This window comes from Glutamicibacter sp. AGC84, from assembly GCF_053543575.1.
In genome coordinates, this window is sequence record NZ_JBLVOC010000012.1 from 1 (window position 1) to 12,686 (window position 12,686).

Genomic DNA, 12,686 nt, shown 5'->3' on the forward strand with positions numbered 1-12,686 from the left:
AGTGTTTGAAGTCCTAGGCCAGGAAGCAGTAGAGCTATGGCGCAAAGTCTGGGACCGGAAAGATGCCGTCATCATCACCGGCGAGGGCTCACGGTTTGATTTGGTCCCGGAACTTTTCGATAACCTGAAAACCGCAGACTTTATCCATTCAACTCCCAAGGACGCATTTACCGACCTGGAACGAGTTGTCTCGGAGACCCTGGAAAAGAATCCGGACCTTGCCATCATTTCCCTGGGCCCGGCCGGAACCGTCTTGGCCAAAAAACTCTCCGAACGCGGGATCCGAGCTCTTGATATTGGCCATTTGAGCAGCAGCTACCTCAACGTGGTGCAAGGCCACGCACGTCCGGAACATACTCCCGCAACGCGGCAACTACGCAAATAGCCCGCACCGTTGCCCCAAATGCCGCCTCCGTAAAGCAGTGCGTTCCTCCTTTGCATTCACTGGAACGCCATCCAATTCCACGCATAAATCGAACTGGCTTGAGGACAACGGATCGCACTTGCGCTCTCACCGAGACTTACAGTTAAAGTGGGGATCCGAACTAACTTTTGGAATTTAAGGTTCACTGCTCCACATCACATGCTCGACCTTTGCACCAAACCTGCTAATGCTGGACAGAACTACGATCCGGAAATGGGTTTGGCGGATTCTGTCGGTCATTGCAACAGGAGGTGCTCGCAAGTCCCGCTAGGCGGATCATCGAGAGTGAATTCAAGAGTGGAAATCCGCGCCAGCTTCGGGGGCTCGGGGTGAAACCGCCCGAGCGTTGTTCCATGCGCGAGTGGGCAAGGATGGATTGGCCCTTATGCGCCTGTGCTTGTGTCGGTAGACACTAGGCGCCGGCAGATCGCTAAGAGTTCTTCGTAACTCGGTGGACGATCTCGCAGCGCGCAGCGCAGCAGGAAGCCATCAAGGCAATGTGCTGCAATTGATGCCGCGACGGGGTCAAGTCGCGTAGCCAAGGCTTTGGTAAGAGCCCCTGACCAGGTCTCGTACTCAGAGGCGAGCTGCAAATCATGAAGAGCGGCAGCCCAGAGCGAGCTATCCATGGAAACTGCCTCAGTGTCAGAGAAGTACCCATGGAAGAGGCCAGCGATTTTGCATGCCTAGCTTGGCCATGTGGTCGTGCACGCTGATCGGTCCGTGGTCCCACCCTGACTTTTCCAAGGCTAGGCGCATGGCCACAGCTTGGTCTTTGATCGCTTCGCTGGTGGTGTTCGGTGAGGATTTCGGGCGTCGGGAGCGTGGCTCCAACGCCGCGGTTTGGCCTTCGGTGCGGGTTCGTTCCAGGATTTGATAGAAGGTTTTGCGGCTGATTTCGTGTTCGGTGCAGAACGCGGTTACAGCGCCTCTGGGTGCGTCGTCTGGCCATCGGGAGATGGCAAGGCGTATCGTCGGTTCAACTGGATCATTTTTCACACTTTTCAGTTCATCAGCCCACCCACTCGGTTTTGTGCCGTTGGGTGGGCTGAATAAACGAGGGAGGGTCATTGCATCCCCTGAAGCATCAGGGATGCAATGACACTTGCCCCGATTGCAAAACCGTTATTGGAACCTTGTTGACCTGATCGGTCTAGACGTTCGCACCTGGAATAGGCAGTTGCTTAAGCGCGGTGGCTGCGCTGTTCAGCTCTCGCACTTGGATCTTGGACAAACCTGCATCAGGATTGTCTGAAAGAACCGATACATCTTCTATCAGGCTGGCGAGGAAATCCTTGGCTTCTTGAACTGAGTTCACCAACAGGGCAGCAGCTTCTGGCTGGATTTCCAGGTAAGCGAACTCTGCCGCGGTCAGGTCAACCACCCATCTGGCAATTACAGGCTTGTCAAGAGCTGCAGCCGCCTGAATCCATGTTTTTGCAAACGCCCAGTAAGGCTCTGTGTGGTCACTTATTCGATGATAGTCCAAACCATCAAGCAATACTTCTGGCTGAGAACGAATCGCAATGGAAACTGCTTCGGTTATAAGACCAGACTCTATTGAATCTAGAAGTTCAACATTCTTCATCTTCATTTAACCCATCCGTCAGAAATCTGACCGGTATTTTTCGAAACTTTAGCAACAATAGTATTACCCTTGTAAACCCAACGATACTCATAAGATAACTTATCGCTTTTGTGGAGCTTACCCTTGGTTGCTGCCTTGGAGAGAAGGTCGGCGGTTTTAGAACGGTTCCCATGAGCGCCAACCTTTCCCCATTGGTGTTTCGCTTGGAAGATATGGTGCCACTTATTGCTGTTTTGGGCCAGGAGGTTTTGCCGGAAAGCCTTCTGCAATGCGGTGCGACCCGCAATCTTGATTGCATAAGGTATACCCCGCTGGATGACCAAGCGTAGGGCCCAGGCAATTACCGGTGCAATAGCTGGCTGTGCTAGTTGCTGGTCCGTTGTAGTGATGGGTTTGTTCAGTTCAGTCTTGCCAGACGTAGAAAGTAAAACTGGCTGAGGCGCTGCTACCGCAACAATTTTGAGAGATTCACGCTCTATTACTACTGAGTTTTTTTCTATATTCTTCTCTTGGCTGGATGCGTGGGCTGAGGCAACAGGGGCAAAAGTAAACGCTAAGCACATGCTTAGTGTGAGCCCTAGTAGCATGCTGGACGCGCGTCGCATTGACATGAATTATCTCTTATTCTTCCAGTTAAAATTTATAAACGGGTATCGCCAGTTTAGGTAAATTTATAGATTACCTGTGGATTTAAGTTGAATTGTTACTAAGTTTCGAGGCTCTTCGAGTTTTATCGTGGTGACCCCAATATGAGTAAGGCTTGCAGCTCCTCTACGAAGATGGATGTCGACTAAAACAAAATCATCTGCGAGGAACTACGAGCCGTGTATCTGGGGATACCGGGCCAATCGACGCCGCGTCGATTCTGTTGATCCTCACCGACTACCGCGTCATCACCGTGATCCAAGAATCTACCGGACGACAAGTACATGTCGAGCAAGAAATCAAAGATAAGAGGATCCTTGGCTATTTCCCTAGCCAAGTCACTACCCTGTGTGGGCAAGCAAGATTCAAGATTGTTAGGAGCGGCGCCTTCGCGCGTATGCAGTCGAGTACGAATTTGGTGCTCGAGTACCGCCACAGACCAACCATGCTGAACAGCACGGCGTGCATACCACTGACGTAGTTCCCGATCACTGATCTTATTAAGAAGCGCCACATTGTGCGTCCAGCCCAATTGTCCAGTTGCCGACTGGACAATTGACTCCTCATCACTCCACGCTTCGTCAAATGCTCGCATATTGTAGAGGTTCGTTCTAGAGAACCCCTTCATATGGGGGAACTCAGATCGCAGATCCCGCGCGATCCTGTCAAACACTTTGCTCCCCCACGGCTGACCGGCCTGAAGATCAAGAATGATTCGCCCAATATTTCAGTACAGCTCAACCATGGCCGTATTGACCATCCGCTGGGCGCGATGCTGAGCCTCGTGGATCAGCTCTTTCAAGGTCAATAAAGCATAGGAATATTCAGCAGGAAGATCGCGCTCGATTTGGGACATATACCAACCCTAAATGCTGAAGATGCGACTCTTCGAGATTATCCAGTCACCAACTGGACAATTAATGCGCCGCGTCCGTTACGTCACACAATGCAGGGCACAATATTTCGGGGCGTAGCTATCACTGTGTCAGTATCGTTCGTTTTTGGTGTCCCGTAAGCGGAACCCCTATTGGGACTCCATCGCACGCTGTTGGGTTGACAAACCGTAATCGTTTCTGATTATGCGTATTCGGCGTATTTTATTGCTTGGTCGTGAGACTTTGCAAACGCTAGGAAGCGCCTGGCTTTCCGACAGAGAGTTCGCGAGCGTATGCGTCAGCAGGATGATCTAGCACTGACAGGATCATCGTTGCCATAGACTCCGGCTTGATTTCAAAATTGGAATCGTAAGAAGCGCCGAACGATTCGCGAACCTTTTCCAGCATCGGAGTGGCCGTCCCCTTGGGGTAAATCGAGGTGACGCGGATGCCGTTGCGTGATTCCTCCTCACGCAAAGAATCAGCAAACTCCCGGAGCGCAGCCTTGCTGGCAACATAGGCTGACCAATTTGGAACACCGGACACTTTCGGAGCAGCATTGATAAATATCCCGTGTCCTCGTGCAGCACGAAGCCCGGGTAGAAGGGCCGAAGCTAACTTAGCCGGTGCCGAAACATTGACTTCGAACATTTTGTCCCACAGGTCAGAAGACATTGAAACTATCGCGGCCACGTCACCCATGCCAGCGTTTTGAACAAGCACATCCACCCGTTGCAATTTGAGAAGGTTACCGGGTACCTCGGAATGGGCGGACATGTCCCATTTGACAGGTATTACTTGCTCCGGCAACTTAGACAGTTTCTCCTTTGACCGACCAATCGCAATCACTCGGTATCCCCGCTTCAACAATTGGGAAACCAGATGTGTTCCAAGGCCACCAGTTGCACCAGTAACGATAGCTACGCGATCGGTATTAGCAATATTCATCTACTGATCTTGACATGTCGTTAGGCGCAACTTGGATTCATGAAGCTTTGAATTACGTATTTAGGGTCGTCAAGTTTTAACGACTATGCCAATTACACCCAAATATTCTGACTTGGCTTACCGAACGCGCCGTTTCGAGCAGCTGTCTGTAGGTGTCCCGTAAGACGGTCGTCATACGGGACATACGTGTTCTTGACTCGGCTAATTTTTGAAACTCCGAGTTTTCAAACATTTCAGATTCCCATATACCCCGCCCGAGAAAATGCCCGGTGAAGGTGCGGCGGATTCTATCGGTCGACGCAACAATTGAATGAAATTGGGGTCGTTATCCCGAAATTTCGAGGCTACCTCATAACCGTACTTGATGCTTTGCGTTCGGTACTGAATCGTGCTGCTGGGGTGTCGTAGTCCATGGTCTTCCGTGGACGCGTGTTGAGTTCGCGCATGACGTTTGCAACGTGCTGGGTGCTGTGAACAGCGAGGTTGGTACCCTTGGGGAAATACTGGCGAAGAAGACCGTTGAAGTTCTCGTTCGCGCCGCGTTGCCAGGGGCTGGAGCGCTCAGCGAAATACACTGGCACACCGGTTTTTTGAGTGAGGTCCTCATGCGAGGCCAGCTCCACTCCTTGGTCCCATGTCAGTGTTCGTTTCATGGCAGGCGGGAGCTTCGCGAACGCCCCGATGATGGCCGCGTTCACACTTGAAGCGGTGTGGTCATGGGGCAGATTAACGACGATGCCATACTGAGTCTTGCGCTCTCGTAAAGTCACCATTGCTGAAACGGAGCCGACTCCGATCACTAGGTCTCCCTCCCAATGGCCAGCTTCCAACCGTGTTTCAACCTCGGCCGGCCGCTGGTCGATCATGGTCATATTGCGGATCCGTGAACCTTGCCCAGTCCGGTTACGCCAACGGGTTTTGCGGATCCTTCGACCGGTCCGCAATTTGGCGGCGTAACGCTTGTTTATGCCTTGGCCATCGCGCAGCAGCAGGGCCCGGTAGATCGTCTCCGGACAGAGCCGCAGCGTGAGGTCCTCAGGGTAGGTCTTCTTCATCCATCCACAGATTTCATCCGGGGACCAGCAGCGATTGAGTTTGCGTTGCACGAGCCCGCGCAGCCGTGGATTCGAGGCGAGTTTGTGGGTCTTCGGCCGTGCGCGCTGCACTTTGGCGTCGTGATCGGCCGTGCGGGGCAGATAGCGACCTTCGCTGTCCCGATGACGGTCCAATTCTCGTTTGATGGTGGAGGGTTGACGGCCCAGTTCCCGGGCCACTGAACGCAGGGAATGCCCCAGTTCCAGCAGGTCGGCTATCTGCAGCCGTTCACGGGACTGTAGATATCGGCCCGCCGGTTCCGGCGCCGGTTTGAGAGAGGGAATCTGGAAATTGCTGACTTGCCGCAGTACCGTGCCTGTTCGTCTGTGCATACCCAGAAGTCTGCATGCCTCAGCGTTGCTTTTGCCCTCACGCATCAGCTGCCAGTATTTCGTGTCCCGGTCAGCACGGCGCTGTTTCGCCTCAGACACCGTTGAAGCCAACACCTGGTCCGCGTAGCGCCCTGACGACAAGACTGCGGCATGTTGAGCTGCGGCAGACGCATTTCGCTGTGTTGCCAGTCGTGCGAGGCGGTCTCGTTCCAGGGCCTGGCAGCGCTGATCCGTCAGCCGCAGCCTGGACTGGCAACGCTTCAATGTGACTTTCTGGTCCCGGAACTGGTCGAAACGTACCTGCAGCCACGGATACCCGGTCGAGCGGCCAACGCCGGCCACACGAGCTGACTGAGCAAGATCTTTGCCAGCATCAAAGGCCTCCCAGAATGTGGCTTCGCCTTCGACGCTCACCCGAAGATGATGGCGGCCCGAGGCCCCTTCCACTGCCGCCTCCCACGCCGGGAGCCTGGAGGTGATGAACCCCAGCGCCTCCGTTGCCTCGGCCGGATTCTTTCCTTCGCGGCGGAATCCCAGATAGCTTTCACGTAACCAGCGGTATCCAACCTCTTGGTGGACACCAGCCGCGCGGGCGGAAGGCTTGAGACCATTCCCATGCTTAATCGAGGTCAAAAACCTGATGCCTGTTGGAGAAGAAGAGCTCAAATACATATCGAATCACCTTGAAGTAGGTGTTGCTTCGATCGATAGATTCCCGCGGGCCATATACGGGACACCAAAAACGGTGGTTTATGCATCGTGCAAAAGGGCAGTAGGTATGCTGGGCAAATGGAACTATATGTAGGCGCTCTATTGCTCGACATTGACGGAACCTTGGTTGATTCAACTCCGGCTGTAGAGCGGACGTGGCGGGCTTGGGCTGAAAATTATGGGTTCGATGCTGCTCGTATCATCGCTGAAAGTCATGGTCGGCGCACCGAGGATATGATTTCCACACTCTTGCCAGAGGAGCAAGTCGCGGCGGCTTGCAGCGTCCTAGACAAAATGGAGCTTGAAGACCTGGAAGGCGTTGTTGCGCTACCCGGGGTTCTTTCCATGCTCCGGGAGCTAGGTATGAGCGGGTGGGGTGTGGTGACTTCGGGCGGGGCACGTCTCATGCGTGCCCGTCTGGCTGCTGCCGGATTGCCGTCGCCGGAAGTGTTCATCAGTGCCGAAGATGTATCGCAAGGTAAACCAGATCCGCAGGGGTACCTACTTGCGGCAAGGAAGTTAGGCGTTAGCCCGTCTCGGTCCTTGGTAATTGAAGATGCGCCGGCTGGTATCCGCGCTGGGAAGGCAGCAGGAGCTACCGTTTTGGCGGTTGCAACCTCGCATAAAGCCGAAGAACTGTCGGATGCTGATTATGTAGTGAACAGCCTGGAAAATGTGCTGGTTCAACGTCAGGACGCGCAGTTTGTTGTGCGTAGCAACTCGATGAATCTGAAAGGCTGAGGGAATAATGCGGGGTGTTCAATAACGACCGTTTTCGGTTATTACACATTGAAACAAACCAACAGAAAAAACCGCTGCGGTAATGAGCATCCCTCTAGGAATTCCAATCACCGCAGCGGTTCTCGTAAAGGTAGCGGAAACTAACTGCTTAGTGATTCAACGAAGAATCACGTGAACGAGCTTTGAAATGGGGAAATAGTGAAACCACTGACGATCCAACCCCCAGTAAGAGCAACGCCATTCCAGCCCAAAACACCCTCCACTGTGCGTCCCTGCATTCGTATCCACCATAGGAAGGAGGATTAACCCAGCCTGTAGCACCAGCTCCCCGACCGCACATCGCACCATTAATGGTGACAGGGTATGCCAACACCACTAGAGAAGCTGCAATGAGAAGCGTCCCCACAACCGCGAGTGTTTTGCCCCCGCGATTCGACTTAGAGAAAGACCAAAGTAGCGGCCCGACTGAAAGCAACCCAATTCCGCACACTCCAGCGAGGACCCAAAAAGAGAGCGGCTGACTATTCCACAGATCGCTCATTCTGACCGCTTTCTACCGTAGATCCAGTCCGTACCAGGTGTATTTCTTACCCTGCTGCTTGGCTAAGGCTACCGTTGTTTCGAGGGAAATATTCGAGCGGTTCGATGACTTTTGTGAAATTCTTGGGGCATAGTTTGCTCGTCCTGTGACAGCCATTACGTGATCAATGTACCCGTCTGGGTAACCATTTGGATCCCAATCTACAAAGATCAAGTCTCCTGAACGTGCATTCCAGATGTTCGATAGGAACTTGTACCTACCGGTGTTCAGCGCATAAGAATAGAGATTGCTGGACTTCGACCAAGTTCTTGTTGCCCCTGCAATACCGGCAAGGTTGAACGTCCACTTCGTCTTTTCGTGAACCTGAGTAGAATTGCCTCCGGTCAGGTACCATCCCGCTTGATCCAGCACCTGAGAAACGAAATTGGAGCAGTTGTTGTCGTACTTCGGATATGTACCGTTGACATAGGCCGTGCCGTCTTTTGCGTAGCTTCCGGAAGTGCGGCTAATCGCGTACGAGACGAACTTTTGAACATTAATGCTGTTCTGCATTGAGTATCCTGCGGCTGGTACTCCGATTGTTCCACCACCTGGTTGAAAAATGTCTTCAATAGGAATGCGGGGCTTATCATCATCCGACTTCAGATCAGGAGACACCGGAATTTCCCCTGGCTCGGGGGTAGGGTCGCTCTCATCGGCAGCCAGGCTGCTCACTTCATAAGGAACCACTTCGTCAGCAACGACAGCCCAACCTTCACTACCTTTCTCCAAGGTCAACAGATGTTCATCTGTCCAAGAAGACGGGCCAGAGTATCCATTGCCCTGTCTGTCAGGCTGGAGTGAGACCACTGATTCATAGCAAGTAAACCTCCCCTCAGACAGGGCGAGAACAGGTACAACCGCCATCATGAGCATCGATTCCATCCACTCCACCCCGGGGAACATGCCGGAGAATGGAGCCATGGACTCCACCGACCCGCGCCCAGAACAGCCCCGCCGCAGGAGCATCAGCCCAGCCCAGAAACTGGCTTACCTCGACGGCTACGAACAAGCGATCCAAACCGGCGAGGGCCGAGGCTTCCTGCGTGCCAACGCCTTGTATTCCTCGCAGATCGTTGAATGGCGCAGGCTGCGCGACGCCGGAGTCCTCGAAGAGTCAACCAACACCAGCCTCCCCGCCCGGTCCGGTAGCCGGCTGAGCAAGGAACAAGCGGAAATCGCCCGCCTGAAAAAGCAACTCGCGGCCAACGAGCAGAAGCTTGCAACCACCCAAACCGCGTTGGAGATCATGGGAAAAGCACACGCGCTCTTGGAACAAATCTCGAAGAGCGCGGATTCCAAGTAGCAGCTCAGGACCTCCTGTCCCACGCTTATGAGCAACTGGTCACCGGCGGGGTATCAACACGTCAGGCCAGCGCGCTGGCCGGGGTCAGCAGGGCGACGATGAACCGCCGCCAAAACGCTGCCCGCGCAGGGCGAGCACTGCGGGCTACCGCTCCTCGCCCGGCGCCAGCGAACAAGCTCACCGCGCAGGAAGAAACCACGATTCTGGCAACGCTGAACAGCGAGCGATTCGTGGACCAAGCCCCAGAGCAGATCCACGCCACGCTGCTGTCTGAAGGGACATATCTGTGCTCGGTATCGAGCATGTATCGGTTGCTGCGACGGGCGAAGCAAGTGGCTGAACGCCGCCGACAGGCCCGTCTTCCAGCACGAAAGGTCCCCGAGCTGGTCGCGTATCAGCCTGGAGAGGTGTTCACTTGGGATATCACTAAGCTCGCTGGCCCGGCGAAGGGCGTGTATTTCGACGCGTACGTGATGATTGATATCTATTCGCGCTATATCGTCGGTTGCCAGGTCCATGCTCGTGAATCCGGGGAGCTGGCGCGTGATTTCATTGCCGGGGTGTTCGCCAATGACCAGGTGCCGAAAGTTGTGCATGCCGACCGCGGCACCTCGATGACTTCGAAACCCGTGGCGGCTTTGTTGGCGGACTTGGACGTGCTCGAATCGCATTCGCGGCCGAAGATCAGCAATGACAACCCGTTCGGTGAGGCTTGGTTCAAGACCTTGAAGTATCTTCCGGCATTCCCGCAGCGGTTTGGATCACTGGTTGATGCCAGGGCTTTCATGGACCGGTTTGTTCAGGCTTATAACGGGCACCATCGCCATTCGGGGATTGGATTCCATACGCCTGCTGATGTTCATTTCGGGATGACTGGGCATGTTGATGACCAGAGGTTGGCTGCATTGCAGAAGGCTTGGGATGAGCATCCTGAGCGTTTTGGACGGCGCAGGTTGCCGAAGAAGCTTCAGATGCCCGAAGCGGCGTGGATCAATGAGCCGGTGAAGCGGTTGGAAGGACAAGAAATGCAAGCTGTTTAACACTCATTGGCCTCACTTGACTTGAAAATTTCCGACGTGCCATTTTCCTGTGGTTCCCCCTGTGTCCATTGTCGGACACGAGTACTCACATAGCCACTGGACTACTTTCCGGGGCCCCACCACTCAGCCTCACCCCGCCGATCCGCGCATCCTCGACAGTCAGAACATTCGATCTCGCTTACCGAGGCAGGCAACTACATGGCACATTTGAGCAATCAGGGGCGCGATGTGCTCTCCACCAACGCAAACGACCAGAAGACCAACGGTATAAACGGCAATTTCGGGTACCGCAACGCACCTGTTGCAGCCAATGCGAATGGCGTACTCAATGGACCGGCGATCCACGGGACATGCTGACCATACAGCAGGTATCCAACAGCGATCCTGAGGCCGTCGAAAACGCCTACTACGAATCCGCCCTAGACGTGACATCCATCGACGCCGTGATCAGCTGACATTAGCTTTGCCGGTAGTGTTGCAGGAAACAACCCGAAACACGGAGAACGGCGAGAATCTGAACAGCCCGCGCAAGCTGATAACCGACTTGTGGACCAGGAAGAATAAGCAGCACACCAAAGAAGGATACGGGGCGCCCGAAGACTACGACCCGTACGACGAACTGCCAGAAGAAACTATCGCGCTACTCGATGGAACCCATGACTGACACGCGCACTGCGCTGCTTACGAGTTGGTTTTGTGCCTGCCACTCTGGGGCCGTCAAGGATCAGCTATGATCGACTGGTAATCACTCGAATGGGGCAAAATGTCTAGGATCCTGACCTCTGCGGTAGGTGCGGTGCTGGCAACAGCACTAGCCTGCGGAACTGTCGCACCTGCCGTTGCGACCACTGTACTGACAGCTAGCACCGAAGCTACGGACGACGTCGAATACAGCAAACCCGAACTCGTGTCATTCAAAGTCCCTACCTCGGTGCGACCGAACTCCAAGTTCACCGTCACGGCAACAGCCAGAGGGACCAGCTCGGCACATATGCGAGGGATTTCCATCGAATCACCTGATGGGGGCATCCCCGGTGGATACACCACCGGGCGCAACCAGCCAGTTCTCACCATGGACTACGCCAAGAACACCTATACGGGCACGTGGGAGTTCTATGTCGATGACCTGCCATACAAGTCCTACTCAGGCTTTGAGGTCACCGCTTACGACGAGAACATGGCTGAGGCCACCTTCAAGCTGCCCAACATTCTCGTTGAGGACCCAACGCACCCAGTCGACAACAAGCCGGTGGTCAAGGGCGTCGCGCGCATCGGGGAAACCTTGACCGGATCAATCAAATCCGGCGCCGGATCAGTCACCGAATACAAGTGGTATGGCGGCTATCCAGACCGTGAAGGCACTACTCTCACCCTAAACGACCCGAACTTCTACGGTAAGGACGTCACCCTCGGCACCAAGACGACCTTCCCTGATGGCACGGTGCGCTACCGGTACTCCGACAGCGTTCGGATTGAGCTGGGAGTGCCGAACAAGCCTGCGCCAAAAGTAAGCGGTGCAGCGTACGGTTCAACCGCGAAAGCCGATTATGTTCATGGTAAGGACTACTTCTTGCAGTCCGGCCGTGCCACCACCTCGATCCAGTGGCTGCTGGACGGCAAGGCGATTGCTGGAGCCACCGATGATACTTACAAGCCGAAGCTAGCTGGCATCGGCAAGAAGCTGCAGGCAAGGGTTACCACCCAGGTTGATTCCTACGTCTACGACAAGAATCCCTCGGTGAAGCTCAGCACCCCGGTCACGATAGCCAAGGGCACGTTCAAAGCGCCGACGCCTAAAATCAGCAGCCCGGCACTCGCTGGCAATCCAACCTACGTTTTGAGCACGCTGAAGGCCAAGGCTGGAACCTGGACTCCGAAAACGGCATTGAACTATCAATGGATGCGCAATGGAAAACCCATAAAGGGTGCCACCAAAGCGTCCTACGCAACGGTGAGCGCTGATGCCGGCACCAAGGTGACCGTCAACGTGACGGGGAAGCTCAATGGTTACAACACCAAGACAATGTCATCGGCCGCGATCAAGCCGTCGCTGCGAAAGCTGTCCACGCCGAAGCTCTACACCACAGGAACCCGAAAAGTAGGCTACACCCAGAAGATCGCCTACGACGCTGACCTGGGCAAGTGGACGAAGGGCACCAAGGTGTCATTTCAGTGGTATCGCTCCGGCAAACTCCTGAAGGGCGTGACCGGTAAATCTTACAAGCTAACCAAAGCCGACAAGGGTAAAACCATCGAGGTGCGCGCCACTGGCACGAAGGACGGTTACAAAACTGCTACGGTGAAGCACTCGCTGAAAATCAAGTAGGGCCATACCGATCTTTCGTCCGCTAGCCGCCAATCAGTGCCCCCTGCTCCGGCCTTGGGTTCTAACGGTCGTTGG

General features: G+C 54.5%; 11 protein-coding genes and 2 pseudogenes. 5 read left to right on the plus strand and 8 right to left on the minus strand.

Translation table 11 applies throughout. From position 1 onward, the window contains the following. The coding region (locus tag ACNPN0_RS07720; protein ID WP_448938876.1) for a GT-D fold domain-containing glycosyltransferase at positions 1 to 385 on the plus strand (385 nt) is incomplete at its 5' end. 720 nt (positions 386 to 1,105) lie between these two features. Here ACNPN0_RS07720 and ACNPN0_RS07725 read toward each other — a convergent pair. From ACNPN0_RS07725 to ACNPN0_RS07755, 7 genes and pseudogenes are all read right to left on the minus strand, one after another. Then, positions 1,106 to 1,423, minus strand: a pseudogene (locus tag ACNPN0_RS07725) (helix-turn-helix domain-containing protein); the annotation flags it as partial. 154 nt (positions 1,424 to 1,577) lie between these two features. Continuing rightward, positions 1,578 to 2,018: a hypothetical protein gene (locus tag ACNPN0_RS07730; RefSeq protein ID WP_448938067.1), complete on the minus strand. Its 441-nt coding sequence runs from the start codon at positions 2,016 to 2,018 to the stop codon at positions 1,578 to 1,580. After that, a complete protein-coding gene (locus ACNPN0_RS07735; RefSeq protein WP_448938066.1) occupies positions 2,015 to 2,623 on the minus strand; it encodes a hypothetical protein in 609 nt (202 codons plus the stop codon). The genes ACNPN0_RS07730 and ACNPN0_RS07735 overlap by 4 nt, the downstream gene beginning before the upstream one ends. A gap of 437 nt (positions 2,624 to 3,060) precedes the next feature. Continuing rightward, a pseudogene (locus ACNPN0_RS07740) lies at positions 3,061 to 3,381 on the minus strand (DUF1016 N-terminal domain-containing protein); the annotation flags it as partial. A 3-nt stretch (positions 3,382 to 3,384) separates the two neighbouring features. Next, a complete protein-coding gene (locus ACNPN0_RS07745) occupies positions 3,385 to 3,513 on the minus strand; it encodes a hypothetical protein (RefSeq protein ID WP_448938065.1) in 129 nt (42 codons plus the stop codon). Between the two features lie 271 nt (positions 3,514 to 3,784). Further along, the gene (locus ACNPN0_RS07750) at positions 3,785 to 4,480 is read right to left on the minus strand and encodes an SDR family NAD(P)-dependent oxidoreductase (protein ID WP_448938064.1); all 696 of its coding nucleotides are present in this window, start codon (positions 4,478 to 4,480) and stop codon (positions 3,785 to 3,787) included. Positions 4,481 to 4,824: 344 nt separating this feature from the next. Beyond that, on the minus strand, positions 4,825 to 6,579 hold the full coding sequence (locus tag ACNPN0_RS07755) for an IS30 family transposase (RefSeq protein ID WP_448938063.1): 1,755 nt from the start codon (positions 6,577 to 6,579) through the stop codon (positions 4,825 to 4,827). Positions 6,580 to 6,696: 117 nt separating this feature from the next. Here ACNPN0_RS07755 and ACNPN0_RS07760 point away from each other — a divergent pair, with 117 nt between their 5' ends. After that, on the plus strand, positions 6,697 to 7,359 hold the full coding sequence (locus ACNPN0_RS07760; protein WP_448938062.1) for an HAD family hydrolase: 663 nt from the start codon (positions 6,697 to 6,699) through the stop codon (positions 7,357 to 7,359). 553 nt (positions 7,360 to 7,912) lie between these two features. On the opposite strand, the gene ACNPN0_RS07765 is transcribed toward ACNPN0_RS07760, so the two are convergent. Further along, on the minus strand, positions 7,913 to 8,824 hold the full coding sequence (locus tag ACNPN0_RS07765) for an amidase domain-containing protein (protein WP_448938061.1): 912 nt from the start codon (positions 8,822 to 8,824) through the stop codon (positions 7,913 to 7,915). On the opposite strand from ACNPN0_RS07765, the gene ACNPN0_RS07770 reads away from it, so the two are divergent. From ACNPN0_RS07770 to ACNPN0_RS07780, 3 genes are all read left to right on the plus strand, one after another. Further along, positions 8,808 to 10,285, plus strand: a protein-coding gene (locus ACNPN0_RS07770) for an IS3 family transposase (RefSeq protein WP_448938060.1) whose coding sequence is annotated in 2 segments (ribosomal slippage) — positions 8,808 to 9,198 and positions 9,198 to 10,285 — 1,479 coding nt in all. Because the reading frame shifts where the segments join, the coding sequence is not laid out codon by codon here. The two genes, ACNPN0_RS07765 and ACNPN0_RS07770, sit on opposite strands and share 17 nt — an antisense overlap. A gap of 472 nt (positions 10,286 to 10,757) precedes the next feature. After that, positions 10,758 to 10,949: a hypothetical protein gene (locus tag ACNPN0_RS07775; RefSeq protein ID WP_448938059.1), complete on the plus strand. Its 192-nt coding sequence runs from the start codon at positions 10,758 to 10,760 to the stop codon at positions 10,947 to 10,949. A 99-nt stretch (positions 10,950 to 11,048) separates the two neighbouring features. Then, positions 11,049 to 12,611, plus strand: a complete 1,563-nt coding sequence (locus ACNPN0_RS07780; protein WP_448938058.1) for a hypothetical protein — start codon at positions 11,049 to 11,051, stop codon at positions 12,609 to 12,611. Positions 12,612 to 12,686 lie beyond the last annotated feature (75 nt).